Consider the following 18323-nt stretch of genomic DNA (forward strand, 5'->3'; position numbering starts at 1 on the left):
AGAGAATGGCGTATGGGTACCGGGACAACGACTACTTCTTTTTGAAAATCAAAGCGGCGTTTCCCGGTAAAGTGCGATGAACCAAAAAAAAGCCCCGGTCATTGACCGGGGCTCTGAGTACTTGCAATGGATAGCGTGCCTGTAACGGTTGGTGTCACAGGAATGCTCAACGAATGGATCAGTTAAACGTCAGCTCATACACAGTGGTCGTGCCGCTGACTTCGTTACCAACCGCGATGTAGTGCTTGTTGTTACGGCTGAAGTAGTCAATTGACTCAGGGCCCAGATCTCCAGCGGCACTGTTGTAAGTGTCGTTGTCACACTCGCCGTCGCCATCCACTTCGGTACATACCGCTTCACTGAAGTCACGGTTGTTCAGATAGCTCTGGAACACAGGTGCCGCAGGGTCAGTCACGTCATACACCATAACGCCGCCCTGACGTTCCAGACCAACAAAAGCAAAGGCGCGTTCACCGATTACTACGACTTCGATAGCTTCAGGCTCGGTACCTTTGTCGTCGCTGCGGCTGTCAGCCGAGTCGTTGCTTTCGTTATCGGAGTTGAAGTTATCAGCATCGGCGGCATAAACGCGCTGAGCAATGTCGTCACCGCTATCGAACACCAGTTCGGCATCAGCATTCCATACACTGACAGAACGCGCGCCAAAGGCGTACAGGGTATCGGCGGCGCCGTAGCTGTCCTTGTCGACAACAAACTTCAGGCGTTTGAGCTGGTCGTTATCGTCCAGAGCGGCATACTGCGGGTGTTCTGAATCCACCAGGTCATACAGATCGCCGCCGCGCATTTCATCAATATGAGAAATGCAGTCGTCTTCTTCTGTGGTGTATTCGGCGGTGCCGGTGAAGTCATCACCATCCCAGCTGTGGCCAGCTGTTTCACAGACGCTTTGAGTCGCATCGTAGATATACTCGCGGCCGTCACCTTCGTTGGCAGACAGAATGTAGGTCTCGCCGTTCATTTCGAAGCTGGCCAGAGTGTCCGGCATATACAGGCCGGCGACCTGCTCGTAGCTGGCGAACTGACCGGTGCCATCGTCTTTGTTAGACGCATCCAGCTCATTGCCGGACGCTGCATTCCAGGGTTTTGCACCCAACGCTTTAATGGCGGTTACCGAGCCGGCTTCGACATCAATGATGGCCATGGCGTTGTTTTCCTGCAGCGCAACCCAGGCGGTCGAGCCGTCTTTGCTCAGGGTCAGGTATTCCGGCTCCAGATCCTGTGCGACGGAAGCATTCGGGCCGCTAATACGCACGCCTGCTGGCAGTTCGCTGGCACGGCTGCCGCCTGTGTTGAAGTCTTCAAAGGTCACCTGAGTCACAACCGCCTGATCGGCTTCGAAGCCTTTTTTCAGGTCAACGATGGTAACGGAACCTTGCGGGTCATTGCTGTAATCCCCGCTTGGCTCACCTTCGTTAGCGCTGACGATGTAGTGGCCATCGGCAGACAGCATCACCATGTCTGGCAGTGCGCCAGCTGCGTAGGTGCCGAGCAGGCTCAGGTCGTCTGAACGGTACAGCGCGATAATGCCGTTATCCTGTTTGCTTGCAGCTTCAATCGCCACGGCCACCAGACCTTGTTTGGCGGAAACGCTGTTGGCAGCGCCAATGCTGATGCCAGCAGCCTGAGCCGCGGCTTGCAGGTTGATGGTACCGTTGTTGGTTGGTGCACTGTTGCTGGCTGCCAGCGACAGCACATCGACGGTGGCGCTTTCCGCGTTTACCACGTACAGCTGGTCTGAACAGCTGTCGTAGCTGACGATTTCAGCAGAGCTGGTGGCGAAGTCGTTGCTGGACACATGGCTGTCGATCAGGCGCAGAGACAGGGTACCGCTTGGCGTTTCAGTGGCAACTTCAGTTGCTACACACTCGATGCCCAGTTTCTCGATCGCTGATTCTTTTTTGTCGTCATCGCCGCCGCAGGCAACGAGCAGTGAGGCACTGATGGCCAGTGCCAGGGTCTGAATTTTCATGGGGAGTCTCCGCCGGATTTCGTATCGGGCAGAGACTGAATGGCCAATGTGACGGTCAGGTTACCGTTGTATGTCAGCAATATGACCAGCAGGCATTAAGGCTGCAGCCACTGCAGCAGTTCTTCTTCGTCTGGCAGCCCCTGCAACGGACGACCGATCATGCTGCCCTGGTCAAAATGCAGCAGTGCAGGTGGTCCGAAAATCTGCCATTCGGCCAGCAGATCAAGCTGGCTGCGCTGGCTGTCGGTAACGTCGAATCGAATCACCTTGTAAGGCGCCAGCGCGGCACTGACCGAGCGCTCGGCCAGCAGTTCATCCATTTCACGGCAGCTGGTGCACCAGTCGGCGTAGACATCCACTATGACCGCCTGGCCGGCATCCGCAAGTAATTGCTGCAGTTGCTCGGCTGACTGTACCCGACGGACTTCTGCCACCGGTTCACGGGAGGTCACCTCCAGCGTACCGGAGCGCAGCGGGTACAGCAGGGAAGCGTTTCCCAGTGCAGCGCCTGTGATCCAGATAATGCCTATGATGGCGCTGATTAAGGCGACAGAGCGGGCAAAGCGTTCACGTGCGTTGGCCGGCGTTTCCAGCAGGCCCAGGTATACGGCGCAGCCCAGCGCCAGCATGCCGCTCAGTACCAGCGTCATGGGCGCCGGGATGATCCGGCTCAGCAGTCCCAGCGCCACGGCGAGTAAGCCCACACCAAAGGCCGCCTTAATGGTCAGCATCCAGGTGCCGGCTTTGGGCAGCAGACGACCACCACTGACACCAATCAGCAGCAGTGGGGCGCCCATACCAATACCCAGTGCAAACAGGGCGCTGCCGCCGGTGACGATATCGCCGGTGGTGCTCAGGTAAATCAATGCACCTGCCAGCGGTGCCGATACACAAGGTGATACGACCAGGGCGGCGAAGAAACCCATCAGGAAGGTACTGAGTAAGTGTCCGCCTTGCTGACGGCTGCTGATGTCATTCAGACGGTTACGCAGGAAGCCCGGCAGTTGCAGTTCAAACAGACCAAACATGGGCAGGGCAAGAATGATAAACATCATCGCTGCCAGTGAAATCACAATCGGTGTCTGGGTGAAGGCGGCCAGATTCACGCGCGCGCCAAAGGCTGCGACCAGCATGCCGATCATGGCGTACGAGCTGGCCATCCCGACCACATAGGACAGTGCCAGGGAGAAACCCTTGCCAGCGGACAAACGGCTGCTGCCCTGGCCAACAATGATGCTCGACAGAATCGGGATCATCGGAAATATACATGGCGTCAGCGACAGGCCAACCCCGAGGCCGAGGAAGCTGAGCAGAATCCACCACAGGCTGTCGCTGCCGAGACCGCTGTCAGAACCAGCCGCAACGGCGCTGCCAGTGCTGGCCACCGGAGTCCCCAGTGACAGCGTTTGGGGTGGGTAGCACAGGCCATGCTCAGAGCAGCCCTGATAGCTCAGACTGGCACCGGCTGCGTGCAGTGGCAGGGTTATATCCAGCTGCTGATGGAACACCTCAACCCGTCCGAAGTTCTTATCCTGTTTGGTTTCAGGTTGCTGAACAAACTGCATGGGAATGTCGCTGTCGCCAGCCGTTGCTTTCAGACGGTTCTGATAAAGGTAATAGCCGGGTGCAATATCAAAATGCACCTGCAGGGTGTCGGCGCTACGGCTCAGCTGCGGCTGAAAAGCTTCTGCCACCGGAAGGAACTCGCTGTCTTCGGCGTCGTCCAGAGCAGAAAGATCGGGCAGGCCTGCAGCCAGACTGACGTTGCTGAAAGCCAGCAGCCAGATCAGGCAGGTCATTAAACGTGTCATGAGAATGTCCTGAAACCAGTCATCGGAAAGGCTACAGACTGGCAGCGACAGCTTAAGACCGCCTTAACACTTTCTTAAGGACTGTTAAGGAAGCCTTAAGGCGCGTCTTCTACCCTGTGATAAATCCCACACTCTGTTGAGGTGACCATGCGTCGAATTCTGCTTCTGATAACCAGCCTGTTGATGGCTTCAAACCTGATGGCGGCCGAGGTCGATTTTGACCAGCTGAAAGGCAAGGTGGTCTATCTCGATTTCTGGGCTTCATGGTGTGGCCCCTGCCGCAGCTCATTCCCGTGGATGGAGAGCATGCATCAGCGCTACGGCAGCGACGGCCTCGAAGTGATTGCCGTGAATCTGGATCAGGAGCCAGAGCTGGCGCAGAAATTCCTGCAGCAGTATGCGCCGACATTCCGTATCGAATTTGATGCCAGTGGTGATATGGCTGGCCAGTTCGGTGTAGACACCATGCCAACCAGCTTTCTGATTGATCGCTCTGGTAAGGCGCGGGTGAAGCACAAAGGCTTCCATACGGATAAGACTGCGGGCTACGAGCAGGAAATCAAAAAGTTACTGGAGGAATCCTGATGCTGAAAACAACGCTGGTGGTACTGGCGGTGGTCGGCCTGTGCGGCTGTTCCACGGTAAAACCCTGGGAACGCGACCTGTTAGCGAAGCCGCAGATGGCTCTGGATTCCGATCCGCTGCAGACCGCGTTTGAAGATCATATTTACTTCAGTAAAGAAGCCAGCTCCGGTGGCCGTGGCTTTGGTGGCGGAGGTTGCGGATGCAATTAAAAAACAAACAGATTGGTAAGCGACTGACACTGGCAACCTCGGCTCTGCTGGGCTCGCTACAGGCCCAGGCCGCTGACTACTGGGAAGTCAGTTCCGCCTTGCTGATGTACAGCGAAGCCGATGATCGAGTGCAGGCGGTGGAGCCGGTGCTGAACCTGAGCCGTCAGTTTGATGACGAAAGCAGTATTAATGTGCGGGTGATCTACGATGCCCTGACGGGATCGTCACCGAATGGTGCGATGCCCGCGTCTGTGGCGCAAACCTTTACCTCGGCGTCGGCAGCGGCTCGAATCGAGCAGGCTGAAGAGGATGACGACGAGGAAGAGCTGGAAAAGTACGGCGACCGCGGCAGCTATACCATCGCGCCGGGCGACCTTCCCCTCGATCCGTCGTTTGAAGATAACCGCACAGTCTTGTCCCTTGGCTGGACGCGTCCGCTGAGCAATGGCTACACCATGAACCTGGGTGGTGCCTATTCCAGTGAAGGTGATTTCACCTCGTTCAGTGTTAATGGCGCACTGGCCCGTGACTTCAACAACAAAGCCACCACGGTGTCGCTGGGCCTGAACCTGGAAGCCGACAGCATCAACCCTAACGGTGGCGTGCCAACGGCACTGACCATGTATGGCGCCGGCAATACCGATGGCAGTGACGACACTAAGCAGGTGGTCGACCTGATGCTGGGCGTTACTCAGGTGATGAACCGTCGCTGGCTGATGCAGTTTAACCTCGGCCTGAGCCAGTCATCCGGCTATCAGAATGACCCTTATAAGATTCTGACGGTAGTGAATGACGGTAACCTGATCGTCAATCCGGACGACCCGGAAAGCTACCTGTATCTGTTTGAGAACCGCCCTGAAGACCGGCAGAAAATGAGTTTCTTCTGGCAGAACAAGGTGGCCATTGGCGCCGATGATGTGATTGATGTTGGCTACCGCTACATGACCGATGACTGGTCGGTAAACTCGCATACCCTTGATCTGACTTACCACTGGCAGATCAGCGAGGGGCTGTATCTTGAGCCTCATTACCGTTACTACCGCCAGTCAGCGGCCGATTTCTACACGCCGTTCCTGAATGCTGGTAGCGAAGTGGAAGTGGTTGGCAGCAGCGTCACCGCACTGGTCGATGAGGCCTCGTCAGATCCGCGCCTGGGTGCTTTCAGTGCTGACACTATGGGCCTGAAAGTCGGGCTGGCACTGGGTAGCAGCAGCGAGCTTTCACTGCGCTATGAGGTTTACCAGCAGCATGATGACAACAGTCTGAAAGCGGTTGCCGCTGGCTCTCATCTGGATGGTATGTCACAGTTTGCTGAGCTTTCAGCCAGCTGGGTTCAGCTGGGCTACACCTTCCGCTGGTAACAGCACGATCAGAGACACGGGCAACGGATGACTTATCAGCTGCAGCTGACTCAACTGGATGGCTATTGCCGGGTGAATTTCCCGGCCATGGCCTGCCTGTGCGAAGTTCTGATCGACACCTCTGACCTGCAACAGGCATTAGCGCTGGGCGAACTGGCCCGCTCGGAAACGCAGCGCATAGAACGCAAGTATTCGCGCTACAGAAAAGACAATATTGTCGCAGAAATTAACCAGGCGGATGGCAGAACTGTCACATTAGATGATGAAACTGCCGGGCTGATTGAGTTCGCGGCTGAACTCTACGATCTGTCCGAAGGCCGCTTCGATATTACCTCCGGTCTGCTGCGTCAGGCCTGGACCTTCGATGGCTCAGACCGGTTGCCGCCGGCTGCCACGGTTGAGGCCCTGCTTAACAACATCGGCTGGTCGCGGGTTCGCTGGCAACCACCGCAACTGACGTTGCAGCCCGGTATGGAGATCGACCTTGGCGGAATTGGCAAGGAATACGCAGTCGACCGGGTATACGCAGAGCTGGAACAGGCCTTCAACGGTGCGTTTCTGGTGAATTTTGGCGGTGATCTGCGCGCCAGAGGCCCCCGTGCGGATGGCAGTCAGTGGCAGATAGGGGTGGAAAAAGTCAGTGCTGGCCAGGTTGAACTGATTGAACTGGGTACGGCAGCTGTGGCGACCAGTGGTGACAGCCAGCGTTTTCTGCTGCGCGATGGTGTGCGCTACAGCCACATTCTCGATCCGCGTAGCGGCTGGCCGGTGACTGACGCACCAAGGGCGGTGACTGTGGTGGCTTCCAGTTGTTTGCAGGCGGGTATTTTCAGCACCCTGGCGCTGATGATGGGCAGTGAAGCCGAAGAGTTTTTAGCCGCGCAGGATGTGCAGTTCTGGAGCATGCGCTGATGCGTTTACTGTTGGTGGAAGATGATGAAATGCTGGGCAGCAGCCTGAAACAGGCACTGACCGGTCAGGGCTATGTGGTTGACTGGGTCACCACCGGCCTGAATGCCCTTGGCGCACTGCAAAGCGAGCATTTCGATATGGCGATTATGGATCTGGGCCTGCCGGGTCTGGATGGTATCCGCGTCATTGAAGAAATCCGCGCGCAGAAAATGGCGATTCCGGTACTGATTCTTACCGCCCGCGATTCGGTCAACGATCGTATACGCGGGCTGGATGCCGGAGCCGATGATTACCTGTTGAAGCCCTTTGATCTGCACGAACTCTATGCCCGTTTGCGTGCTCTGGGGCGACGCGGGCAGGCGGTGACACGGGTGAATGAAATCCGGTTTGGTGAGGTTGTTCTCGACATGGCTCATCATCAGGCCAGCTTCAGGGGAGAACCCGTGGCTTTGTCCCGCCGTGAGCTACTACTGCTTGAAGTTTTGCTGAATCGCCCCGGCCAGGTATTTACCCGTCAGCAACTGGAACAATCCATGTATGGCTGGGGGGAAGAAGTGGAAAGCAACGCGCTGGAAGTCCACATTCATCACCTGCGTAAAAAACTCAGCGGTGACCTGATTCAGACGGTGCGTGGTGTTGGCTATCGTCTCAATGCGGAGGTGTCGTCATGAGGCTGTCGATCCGTAATACCTTGCTGCTGTTGCTTATGTTCGTACTGCTGCTGGCCATTGGCCTGAACAGTCTGTTTGGCCATATGGTGGCGCGCCACGAAGTTAACGAGGTATTTGATGCCGAGCTGGCAGTGTCGGCCAAGCTGATTAAAGGTCTGCTCAATGAAAAAGATCTGATCGGTGATCTGCCGCGTATTGCCGAGGCCTTACAGGAATCCCTCGGCACAGTTCAGCCGGCGCAGCCCGAGCTGGAAGCCTATGAACGTACCCGTCTGATACAGGTCTGGCAACAGGATGGCAGTGAACTGATTTTCCGCTCACCGGGGGCACCGGAATACGCGCTGGCACCGATGCGTAAAGGCTTTTATCACCATGATGGCAAAAGCGGCGAGTGGGTGGTGTATGTCACCGACCTGCCGCAGGCCAACAGCTGGCTGATGGTGGGTGAATATCCCTATGCCCGTGCCGAAATTATTGATGAACTGGGGCAGGTCTTCGGGGTATCCGGTGTGATCGCCCTGATTATCTGTTCGCTGGTGGCGCTGACGGCGATCGATTACGGTCTTGGCCCACTGAAACAGCTGGGAGCGGTACTGCGTCGTCGTTCGCTGAATAATCTGCAGCCGGTTGATCTGGTGCGTACACCCAAAGAGCTGCGCCCGGTGGTGGAAGGCCTGAACCAGATGTTCGCGCGACTGTCTGCTGGCCTCGAACGTGAGCGCCGCTTTGTGGCCGACGCCGCCCATGAACTGCGCACGCCGTTGTCGGTGATTAAACTGCAGACCCAGCACCTGCAGGGGCTCGACTGTCACGATCTGAAAGAGGAACTGCAGCAGCTGGAGCAGAGCGCCGATCGCTCCGGCCGGGTGGTGGAACAGTTGCTACTGCTGGCTCGTCTGGATGAAGAGCAGAGTCCGCAGAAGGAGCAGCTGGATCTGGCAGAACTGTGCCGGCGGACGCTGGCCGAGTTGCACTTCAAGGCCGATAAGCAGGGCTGTGCGTTGGGGCTCGACAGTCAGCCGGAGCATATTCTGTTGCGCGCCAACGCCACTATGCTGGAAGTCGCCATTCGCAACCTGATTGAAAATGCGCTGCGCTATGCGCCGGGCAGTGCCGTGGATGTTGCGCTCAACGCCGACAGTCAGCAGGTAGAGCTGACTGTGCGCGATCATGGCCAGGGCGTCAGCGACAGCGAATTGCAGCGACTCAGCGAACGCTTCTACCGGGCAGGTGTAACCAGCCACGGTGGCGCGGGTCTTGGGCTCTCCATCGTCGCCCGTATTGCTGATGTGCACGGCGCGCGTTTGCGCCTGGCCAATCACCCGCAAGGCGGACTGCTGGTAACGCTGACCTTTGCACGAGGTGAGGGCGAGTAATGCACGGCTGATTGACCAGACCGCACAGGCATAAAAAAACGGAGCACAAAGCTCCGTTTTTTTATCTTCAGGATTCAACTGCAATCAGCTGAATACACCGTTGTGGTAGATTTCCTGCACGTCTTCCAGGTCGTTCAGCAGACCCGCGAAGCGCTCGAACTGCGCCACATCGTCACCTTTAATCGGGTGTTCTGTGGTTGGCAGGTAAGTGATTTCTTCCACTTCAAATTCAATTTCACCGTTCAGCTCGTTCAGAGCCGTTTTGGTTTTGAAGAATTCAGTTGGTGGTACCAGCACGGTGATCATGCCGTCTTCACAGTCGATGTCAGAGACATCAACGTCGGCTTCCATCAGTGCTTCCAGTACTGGCTCTTCATCGTCACCGGCGAACACGAACATGGCGCGGTGATCGAACATATGAGACACCGAGCCCTGTGAACCCAGTTTGGCTTTGCACTTAGAGAACACGCCACGGATTTCACCGAAGGTACGGTTGTTGTTGTCAGTCAGGGCACTGATCAGCACCATGGCGCCACCAGGGGCAATGCCTTCGTACAGCGCTGGCTGGAAGTCTTCACCGCCGCTACCGCTGGCTTTATCCAGCGCTTTCTCGATCACGTGGCTCGGCACCTGATCTTTCTTGGCGCGGTCGATCAGACTGCGCAGCGCCAGATTACCGGATGGATCAGTACCACCGGCTTTTGCGGTCACGTAAATTTCACGACCGTATTTGGAATACACTTTGGTTTTTGCCGCGGCCGTTTTGGCCATGGATTCTTTTCGGTTCTGAAACGCTCTGCCCATGGGAATTGCTTCTTTGGCTGATTAACTGAAATTTAAGATCGCGCAGGATTGTACTCCCTGTCGACGCCAGTGTCTTGCCCACGGCCTGCGCAGGGACCAACTGCTCTCATACTGTATTCGTAATTAGTTATAACCTTATTGCGAAATATTACTTATTGGTTATAACCACCTGCTCTAAAATGCCCGCCACTTATCACAGAGACACTTACAGCGGAGTATTTGCTATGTCCCAGGTTCTGCGAATCAGCAGCGCAATCGCACTGGCCGGTCTGGCCTTCAGTGCTCAGGCAACCAATGGTTACTTTACCCACGCAACCAGCGTGCGCGCCCAGGGAATGGCAGGAACTTCAATGGCACTGGCTCACGACAGCCTGAGTGCGGCGGTGAACCCGGCCGCTATCGCCAATCTGACCGCTGAGCAGCAGCTGGATGCGGGTGTGACTTACTTTAAACCAGAGCGTTCTGCAGAAATCAGCGGCAACGGTTTTGGCATTGATGGCAGCTATGACGGTAACGACACAGAGGCTTTCTGGATGCCGGAACTGGGCTATGCGCGCAAGCACTCCGACGTGCTGAGCTACGGTATTGCTCTGTACGGCAACGGCGGCATGAATACTGATTACGCCAATAACCCGTTTGCCAACTTCGGTGCACAGGGCAATGCTGGTGTGAATCTGGAACAGATGTTTGTTACAGGTACCGTGGCATACCGCCTGAACGAACAGCATGCGCTGGGTCTGGGTGTCACCTGGGTGCGCCAGCAGTTTGAAGCAACAGGTATTCAGCCGTTTGCTGGCATGTCACAGGATGGCAGTAAAGTATCTGATCAGGGTACCGACACCAGCACAGGCTGGGGCGTGAAACTGGGTTGGCAGGGGAAAGTGGCTGAAGGCGTCACTCTGGGCGCGAGCTGGTCGTCAGCGATTGATACTGATGCTTTTGATCGTTATGCCGGTCTGTTCGCTGAGAACGGTGGTTTCGATATTCCGGAAAACTACGGTGCAGGTGTGGCATGGCAGGTTATTCCAGCGCTGACACTGGCGGCAGACTGGCAGTACATTGCCTACGGCAGCGTGCGTTCCATTGCCAACGAACTGAATGAAGGCGGCCCACTGGGCGCTGATAACGGCTCCGGTTTTGGTTGGGATGACATCAATGTTTATAAACTGGGTGCGGAATATGCGCTGCAGCAAGGCCTGACCCTGCGTGCCGGTTTCAGCTACTGCGACCAGCCAATTCCGTCCAGCCAGACCTTTTTTAACATTCTGGCACCGGGCGTGATTCAGAAGCACGCTTCTGTTGGTGCAAGCTACGCGGTTAACGCCAGCAACGAAGTATCTGTGGCATATACCCACGGCTTTGAAGAAACGGTAAAAGGCAGCAACTCTATTCCGACCAGCTTCGGTGGTGGTGAAGCCGATATCACTATGTTCCAGAATCAGCTGGCGCTGGGCTGGCAGGTGAAATTCTGAGGGGAGCCTGAAGCTGGAGGCTTGAAGCCAGAAGCTAAAAAAACGGGAGGTGCCAGCAATGGTATCTCCCGTTTTTGTTTGGGGCTGCTGTTGGTATTGCTTGCATCCAGCCTCTGGCTTCAAGCTTTCGGCTTACAACGGCTGATCGTAGCCTTCGGCAATATGTTTATCTTTTAAGCGCACATAGTTTCCAGCACCGTAGGTAAAGAAGCTGCGTTCCTTTTCGCTGATTGGCCGTGCGGCTTTGGCCGGGTTGCCTTTGTACAGGTAGCCGCTTTCCAGCACTTTGCCGGGGGTGACCACTGCGCCGGCGGCAACGATCACTTCGTCTTCGACGATAGCGCCGTCCATGATCATCGACTTCATGCCGATCAGTACGCGGTTGCCTATAGTGCAGCCGTGCAGCATGGCCTGGTGGCCGATGGTCACGTCGTCGCCGATGATCAGTGGATAGCCGCCGGGGTTGTAGTCGGACGCGTGGGTGATATGCAGCACACTGCCGTCCTGCACACTGGTACGCGCGCCAATGCGGATGTGGTGCATGTCGCCACGGATCACGGCCAGTGGCCATACCGAGCAGTCATCGCCCAGTTCAACATCACCGATAATCACGGCGGTGCGGTCTACAAATACGCGCTCGCCCAGTTTCGGGCTATGACCCTGATAGCTTCTTACATCTGACATACGATCCAATTCCGGCTATATCATTGAATAAATGCCTATTTGACCCAATCTCTGTTCGAATAGCCACTGCACCTTGGCCATACGTCGTGACACAGGTGCGGCCATCGCCAATTACAATGGACGCTGATATGAGTAACCCGCTGTTAGAGACACACCTGCTGCCGCCGTTTTCCTCGATTAAGGCCGAGCATGTTAAACCCGCCATTGAGTCGCTGCTGAACCGTAACCGTGAGCGCGTAAAGGCGCTGCTGGCGGAGGTGAGCGAGCCAGGCTGGGATAACTTTGTTGCACCGATGCAGCAGTGGGATGACGAGCTGAGCCAGGCCTGGTCGCCGGTGGGTCATCTGAATGGCGTGCTTAACAGCGATGAGTTGCGTGATGCTTACAATGCCTGTCTGCCGCTGCTGAGCCAGTACAGCACCGAGATGGGTCAGAACAAAGCGCTGTGCGATATGTATAAAAAACTGCGCGACTCGGCTGCCTACGAGGCGATGTCAGTAGCGCAGAAGAAAGCCGTGGATAACGCGCTGCGTGATTTCCACCTGGCGGGTGTTGATCTGGCGGATGATAAGAAAGCGCGTTACGGCGAAATCCGTCAGCGTCTGTCGGCGCTGACCAGTAAGTTCGGCGAGAACGTGCTGGATGCCACCAACGCCTGGAGCAAATTGATTACCGATAAAGACGAGCTGGCTGGCCTGCCGGACAGCGCGTTAGGTCTGCTGGCTCAGCAAGCTGCCGCCAAAGAGCAGGAAGGCTATCTGCTGACGCTGGATTTTCCATCCTATATGCCGGTGCTGACCTACGGCGAAAACCGTCAGCTGCGCGAAGAAATGTACACCGCCTACGTCACTCGTGCGTCTGACCAGGGGCCGGATGCTGGTAAGTTCGATAACAGCGAACTGATGGGCGAGATTCTGGAGCTGCGTTTTGAGCTGGCTCAGCTGCTGGGCTTTGATTCCTACGCCAACTATTCTCTGGCCACCAAAATGGCGCAGTCGCCGGACGAGGTGCTGGGCTTCCTTAATGATCTGGCGGCCAAAGCCAAGCCTCAGGCCGAGCGCGAGTTTGCTGAGCTGCAGGCATATGCTGCTGAACAAGGCTGTGCTGAGCTGAAACCGTGGGACGTCAGTTTCTACAGTGAGAAATTGCGTCAGGCCCGTTACAGCATTTCGCAGGAAGATATTCGCCCGTACCTGCCGGTGGATACCGTCATTAAGGGCATGTTTGAAGTGGTATCGCGCCTGTATGGCGTAGCGTTCGAAGAACAGAAGAGCTTTGACACTTACCATCCGGAAGCGCGCTTCTTTACCGTGAATAAAGACGGTGAGCAGATTGCCGCTTTCTACCTCGATTTATACGCCCGCGCGAAAAAGCGTGGCGGTGCCTGGATGGACGACTGTCGTGTGCGCCGTATGACGGTGGATGGCATTCAGCTGCCGGTGGCTTATCTGGTATGTAACTTCAGCCCGGCGGTGGGTGATACCCCGGCGCTGCTGACTCACGATGAAATGACCACCCTGTTCCACGAGTTTGGTCACGGTCTGCATCATATGATGACGCAGATTGATGTACCGGATGTGTCCGGTATTAATGGCGTGGCATGGGATGCGGTTGAGCTGCCAAGTCAGTTTATGGAGAACTGGTGCTACGAGCCGGAAGCGCTGGCCTTCCTGTCTGGTCACTATCAGACTGGCGAGCCGCTGCCACAGGAACTGCTGGATAAACTGCTGGCAGCCAAACACTTCCAGAGCGCGATGATGACCATGCGTCAGCTGGAATTCGCGCTGTTCGATTTCCGTCTGCATAACGAATTCCGCACAGACAACCAGCTTGATGTGCAGGCACTGCTGAACGAAGTCCGGGCCGCAGTGACTGTGGTGCCGGTGGTGGATTTCAACCGCTTCCAGCACAGCTTTACCCACATCTTCGCCGGTGGCTATGCGGCGGGTTACTACTCCTACAAATGGGCCGAGGTACTCAGCGCCGATGCTTACTCGCGCTTTGAAGAGGAAGGCATTTTTAACCGTGAAACCGGCGAAAGCTTCCTGCGTGAAATCCTCAGTCAGGGCGGTTCGCGCGAAGCGGCCGTCCTGTTTGAGAACTTCCGTGGGCGCAAGCCATCAGTCGAGCCGCTGTTACGCCACTCGGGCATCATGGTGGAGGAAGTTGCCTGATGACTGAGTACACCCCAGCCAAACGTCCGCGCCGTTTTATTGCCGGCGCTGTCTGCCCTAAATGCAGCGAGATGGACCGTACGGTGATGTACAGCAATGATGATGGTGAAGAAGTTCGCGAGTGCATCAGTTGCGGTTTTAAGCAGACTACGTCGGAGCAGGCCGCAGAAGACGCTGCCGCACAAGAACTGGTTACCCGGGTTACGCCGGACGGCAAGGCAATCCTGGATGAGGGTGAGCAGCCGCTGAAGATTATTGGCTTGTCGTCCGCTACGGATGACAAATCGGTCACTTAAGGACTGAATCGCATATTGTCTTTGTAGGCCGAGTTTGTTTTTGATAAATTGACAGTTAAGTCAGCACTCTGGCACCGGTCACCTGACGCATGGACGCGTCGGTGGCCGGTTTTGTTTCTGCTGTCTGCTTATCGTGATCGCGCTAATTTTCTGTTCCTCCCCCTGTGGCATGGCTATTCTTAGTCGGGGCCGATAGACTGCCCTGCGAACATAAAAGGCATGGAGCTGCTACCCCCTGATGATTAAGGCATTACGTCACTGTGTTCTGATCCTGCAGATAATGCTGCTTAGCGGCTGTGCAACGTATGGTGCGGGGCTGAACGGAGCAATCAGCGATCTGCGTAAAGGCGATTTTCAGGCCTCAGAAAAAAAGATCACCCAGGAGCTTTCCCCTACCGGCAGCGACCGTCTGCTGTATCACCTGGAACTGGGTATGCTGCGCCATCTGGAAGGTCGCTACCAGGAAAGTAATGTGCTGCTTGAAAAAGCAGAACGCATCGCCGATGACCTCGAAACCCGCCGCATCTCTGACGAACTGGCGGTAATGATGACCAACCCGCGTATGGGGAGCTATGCCGGTGCCGAATTTGAGCGGGTGTTCATCAACTTCTATAAATCCCTGAATTACATCGAACTGGCCGAGCAGTCGGTCACGCGTAATGAGCAGCTGGATAACCTCGAAGCCTCGCGGGTGGAAGCCCGCCGTCTGATTATCAAACTGAACGATATCAGTGATCGTAAGGGCAACTATAAGCAGAAGAAGGATAAGGACGAGGAAACGTTCTCTAAACTGCTGTCGGTGTTCAGCAAGCTGATGGGTAATCTGGTTAATAGTGATGACTGGCAGTATCGCGATGACGCCATGGCGCATTATCTGGCCGGTCTCAGTTTTGAAATGAACCGCGAATACGATAACGCCCGCATCAGTTATCAGAAGGCTGCCGAGGCTTACGAAGGCGGCTACACGAAACAGTATTTTCTGGATGATGACACCATCCAGCAGGCCTGGTTTGATACCATTCGCATGATGCGCGATGGCGGTGGTTATGAGAACGAATGGCCTGAACTGGCGCAGAAGAAGCTGAATAAGCACTGGCAGAATGAGCTGGAGAAATGGCAGCGCCGTCAGACACAGCTGGTGGTAATCGAAGATAAGGGACTGGCACCACAGCGTAAGGAAATGAACCTCGAACTGTCGGTGAATCCGGGCCTGCGCTCGCTGCAGTTGCGCCCCTATCTGGTGGGTAACGACCGTGATGAGTTAGCCTGGTTTTATGTGTTGTACGCCGATAAAAATCTGACGCAGCTGGTGAGTGGCTACCTCAACATTACCCGCAGTACTTATCAGCCGGTTTTCTTTACCAAAACAGTACCGCTCGGCCCACTGTGGTATCAGGCAGAGCGCCTCGGCCTGACCGAAGCCATTGGCAATTCGTTGCGGGTCACTGTGCCGTATTACGGCCGTTTACAGCAGCAGGGGCCATCAACGCTGCATGTCGATCATCAGAGTCTGCCGATGATACGTGCCTCCAGCCCCGCTATGATCGCGGTGCAGGAACAGCTGGTGAACGCTGGTGCTGATATCCGTTCGGCTCTTGCCCGTGCCGCGTTTAAGGCTCTCACGGCATTAACCACGGCTAAGGTCGCGGATAAAGAAAACGCCGGACTCTATGCCTTTGCCGGTAAGTTGCTGATGCAACTGACAGACGCCGCAGAAACCCGCAACTGGTTGCTGCTGCCAAATGATATTCGTATTCGCCGGGTGCCGGTGGCACCGGGTGAACACCAGCTCGAGCTGGAATCTGCTTTATTAAAAGCCGGCCAGAAGGTACACCGCGAGGCGGTGACACTGGAGGACGGAGATATTCACCTGTGGCGTGTTCGTACACTGGATGGCGCGCCCGCTAAATAATGACAAGGACTGGAATTATGCTGACTAAAAAACGCATCCCTGCACTGCTTATGATGGCTGCGGCTCTGACCGCCGCAGGTTGTTCGACAAAAGTGACTCGTGTCGATCCGGGCAAGGAAGTCGCACTCTCTGACCGCTGGAACGCAAAGGACTCTGAGCTGGTAGCCAACGAAATGATTACCGATGCGCTGTCGTTCCCATGGGCACGCGAGTTCGAAATGAACAACAACCGTCGTCCGACCGTGATTATTTCCCGTATCAGCAACAAGTCCCATGAGCACATTGCGGTGGATACCTTTGTTAACGATATCAAGCGCGCCATTATCCGCTCCGGTAAGGCCAGCTTTGTAGCCGGTGGCGATGAGCGTGATGCCATTCGTGATGAGCGTCGTGATCAGGAACTGAATGCCAAAGACGCGAAGCAGATGGGTCAGGAAAAAGCCGCCGACTTCGCTTTGTCCGGTTCTATCAACTCGCTGGTGGATCAGGTGGGTAAAGAGCGCGTGACCTTCTATCAGGTGGACATGAAGCTGGTTGATATGGAATCCAACATTGAAGTGTGGAATGGCCAGAAGAAAATCCAGAAATTGCAGGAAAAATCTTCGTTCGGCTTTTAAGGGGTCAGCGTGAAAAAACTACTGATTGCGACACTGGTCGCCAGCACTGCGTTAGCTGGCTGTGCCACCACCGGTAGCAGCAATACTCCGGTGCAGACGGTTAAGCACAGTCAGCAACCGGATTGGGTTACGCAGCCGCCATTGAAAAAAGGCCTGGCTTACGGCGTTGGCTCAATGGAAATCTACGGTGATCAGGCCGCGGCGGTAAAACGCGCGGCTGAGTTGGCGCGGGTTGATCTGGTCAGCCAGCTGAAAGTCACGGTCAGTGGTGATTTCAGCAACGATACCACCGAGTTCAGTGGCAGCGGTCGCCAGACGGAAGTGGTGCGCACCGTGCGTAACTACGTGCGCAGTCAGGTGCCTGAAGCGGAGCTGGACGATGTGGTTACCGCCGATACTTATATCGACCAGACCTACGCCTATGTTCTGGCCGAGCTGGATCGGGTGCAGGCGGCAGCGCGTCTGCGCCGCGATATCGCTGCGACAGAACAGCAGATTGAAGACATCGCCGCACTCAGCCCGGAAGGCACGCGTCTGCAGCAATTGCAGCCGCTGTTACCGGCGCTGACGCTGTTTGCTCAGCGCGAACGTTTGTCTGAACGTCTGCAGCTGGTCAGCATGGATCGTCAGGCGGCGCCGTTAAGCGTCGAGCTGCGTCAGGTTCAGGATGATATCTATCGTCGAATCGATCAGTTGCAGGTACGCCTGACGGTGAATAATGACGGTGGTCGTGAGATTGAAGGTGGAGTACTGGAAGCTCTGACCGAGCAGGGATTACGCATCGGCGGCAGCGCCGATGCAGACCTGCAGTTTGATCTGGGTGCGACGTTATCGGCCAAAGCACAGAGTGGTAACCACTACGTGTTTATCGACAGTCGTCTGACCATCCGTGATCAGTCCGGACGAATTCTCAGTTCATTCAGTAAGCAGGCGAAAGGCGTATCCGGTTTGCAGGATGTGGCACGCCAGAAAGCGGCGCGCCAGGTTGCTGCTCTGATGGCTGATGAGCTGGCAGCAACGCTGGTGGATAAGTTACGTTAACGCTGATTAGCAAACGAAAAAACGCCGGTCATACCGCACTACTGTCCCACAGTTTTAAATATATCGGTTTTCTATAAACGACTTTTAAATCTGCAATGCCTGCTGCCTCCCAGGGGAACTTACCGAGCGTCGGACCGCCCCTGGCCGGCAGGGCCGACCCCAGCTTTTCGCTCCTGGAGCGTTACCCTCATTCTCTCGATTTTTCAGGCCACGCGCCCATGGACATCCCTGTCGCCGTCCGCTCGCCGGGCATCCTTGCCCGGCGGACCGGAAAAATCATCGTTCATTTCGGCGCTCCAGAATGCGAAGGACTGGCTTCCTCTAAGCTGCTTTTTAGTACAACGCCTACTCTGAATTTCAGTCAGAGACATGAAGTTCAGATTCTGCGTGACGTTTGAAATAAGGCTG

The 18323-nt window shown here is 55.8% G+C and carries 16 protein-coding genes; 12 read left to right on the forward strand and 4 right to left on the reverse strand.

The window, feature by feature from the left end; all coding sequences use genetic code 11:
* Nucleotides 1-178 precede the first annotated feature (178 nt).
* Together I9W95_RS05535 and dsbD are read right to left on the reverse strand one after the other, a co-directional pair.
* The gene (locus I9W95_RS05535) at nucleotides 179-1990 is read right to left on the reverse strand and encodes a choice-of-anchor I family protein (protein ID WP_225672690.1); all 1812 of its coding nucleotides are present in this window, start codon (nucleotides 1988-1990) and stop codon (nucleotides 179-181) included.
* A gap of 95 nt (nucleotides 1991-2085) precedes the next feature.
* The gene (gene dsbD, locus I9W95_RS05540; RefSeq protein ID WP_225672692.1) at nucleotides 2086-3801 is read right to left on the reverse strand and encodes a protein-disulfide reductase DsbD; all 1716 of its coding nucleotides are present in this window, start codon (nucleotides 3799-3801) and stop codon (nucleotides 2086-2088) included.
* A gap of 147 nt (nucleotides 3802-3948) precedes the next feature.
* Between dsbD and I9W95_RS05545 the strand changes: the two genes are divergently transcribed.
* From I9W95_RS05545 to I9W95_RS05570, 6 genes are read left to right on the forward strand one after another with little or no spacing between them, the layout of a single operon-like run.
* Nucleotides 3949-4386: a TlpA disulfide reductase family protein gene (locus I9W95_RS05545; protein WP_225672694.1), complete on the forward strand. Its 438-nt coding sequence runs from the start codon at nucleotides 3949-3951 to the stop codon at nucleotides 4384-4386.
* A complete protein-coding gene (locus I9W95_RS05550; RefSeq protein WP_225672696.1) occupies nucleotides 4386-4595 on the forward strand; it encodes a DUF4266 domain-containing protein in 210 nt (69 codons plus the stop codon). Before I9W95_RS05545 ends, I9W95_RS05550 begins: the two co-directional genes overlap by 1 nt.
* Complete coding sequence (locus tag I9W95_RS05555) at nucleotides 4586-5956, forward strand: DUF3570 domain-containing protein (RefSeq protein WP_225672698.1); 1371 nt, start codon at nucleotides 4586-4588, stop codon at nucleotides 5954-5956. Before I9W95_RS05550 ends, I9W95_RS05555 begins: the two co-directional genes overlap by 10 nt.
* A 27-nt stretch (nucleotides 5957-5983) precedes the next feature.
* On the forward strand, nucleotides 5984-6868 hold the full coding sequence (locus I9W95_RS05560; protein ID WP_225672700.1) for an FAD:protein FMN transferase: 885 nt from the start codon (nucleotides 5984-5986) through the stop codon (nucleotides 6866-6868).
* Entirely contained in the window at nucleotides 6868-7539 is a 672-nt protein-coding gene (locus tag I9W95_RS05565; protein ID WP_225672702.1) for a response regulator, read from the forward strand. The genes I9W95_RS05560 and I9W95_RS05565 overlap by 1 nt, the downstream gene beginning before the upstream one ends.
* The gene (locus I9W95_RS05570) at nucleotides 7536-8915 is read left to right on the forward strand and encodes an ATP-binding protein (protein ID WP_225672704.1); all 1380 of its coding nucleotides are present in this window, start codon (nucleotides 7536-7538) and stop codon (nucleotides 8913-8915) included. Before I9W95_RS05565 ends, I9W95_RS05570 begins: the two co-directional genes overlap by 4 nt.
* An 84-nt stretch (nucleotides 8916-8999) precedes the next feature.
* Here I9W95_RS05570 and I9W95_RS05575 read toward each other — a convergent pair whose 3' ends face one another.
* Nucleotides 9000-9719 (reverse strand): YebC/PmpR family DNA-binding transcriptional regulator, encoded by a 720-nt coding sequence (locus I9W95_RS05575; RefSeq protein WP_225672706.1) that lies wholly within the window; start codon nucleotides 9717-9719, stop codon nucleotides 9000-9002.
* 224 nt (nucleotides 9720-9943) lie between these two features.
* Between I9W95_RS05575 and I9W95_RS05580 the strand changes: the two genes are divergently transcribed.
* Nucleotides 9944-11191: an OmpP1/FadL family transporter gene (locus I9W95_RS05580; protein WP_225672708.1), complete on the forward strand. Its 1248-nt coding sequence runs from the start codon at nucleotides 9944-9946 to the stop codon at nucleotides 11189-11191.
* A gap of 132 nt (nucleotides 11192-11323) precedes the next feature.
* On the opposite strand, the gene I9W95_RS05585 is transcribed toward I9W95_RS05580, so the two are convergent.
* Nucleotides 11324-11875: a gamma carbonic anhydrase family protein gene (locus I9W95_RS05585; RefSeq protein ID WP_225672710.1), complete on the reverse strand. Its 552-nt coding sequence runs from the start codon at nucleotides 11873-11875 to the stop codon at nucleotides 11324-11326.
* A gap of 128 nt (nucleotides 11876-12003) precedes the next feature.
* On the opposite strand from I9W95_RS05585, the gene prlC reads away from it, so the two are divergent.
* From prlC to I9W95_RS05610, 5 genes are all read left to right on the forward strand, one after another.
* Nucleotides 12004-14049 (forward strand): oligopeptidase A, encoded by a 2046-nt coding sequence (gene prlC / locus I9W95_RS05590; RefSeq protein ID WP_225672712.1) that lies wholly within the window; start codon nucleotides 12004-12006, stop codon nucleotides 14047-14049.
* Nucleotides 14049-14345: a YheV family putative zinc ribbon protein gene (locus tag I9W95_RS05595; protein WP_225672714.1), complete on the forward strand. Its 297-nt coding sequence runs from the start codon at nucleotides 14049-14051 to the stop codon at nucleotides 14343-14345. The genes prlC and I9W95_RS05595 overlap by 1 nt, the downstream gene beginning before the upstream one ends.
* Before the next feature lie 238 nt (nucleotides 14346-14583).
* On the forward strand, nucleotides 14584-16257 hold the full coding sequence (locus I9W95_RS05600) for a hypothetical protein (RefSeq protein ID WP_225672716.1): 1674 nt from the start codon (nucleotides 14584-14586) through the stop codon (nucleotides 16255-16257).
* Between the two features lie 17 nt (nucleotides 16258-16274).
* Complete coding sequence (locus tag I9W95_RS05605) at nucleotides 16275-16874, forward strand: penicillin-binding protein activator LpoB (protein ID WP_225672719.1); 600 nt, start codon at nucleotides 16275-16277, stop codon at nucleotides 16872-16874.
* A 9-nt stretch (nucleotides 16875-16883) separates the two neighbouring features.
* Nucleotides 16884-17915: an LPP20 family lipoprotein gene (locus tag I9W95_RS05610; RefSeq protein WP_225672721.1), complete on the forward strand. Its 1032-nt coding sequence runs from the start codon at nucleotides 16884-16886 to the stop codon at nucleotides 17913-17915.
* Nucleotides 17916-18323 lie beyond the last annotated feature (408 nt).

The organism is Thalassolituus marinus (assembly GCF_020320395.1).
Classification (GTDB): domain Bacteria; phylum Pseudomonadota; class Gammaproteobacteria; order Pseudomonadales; family Oceanobacteraceae; genus Venatoribacter; species Venatoribacter marinus.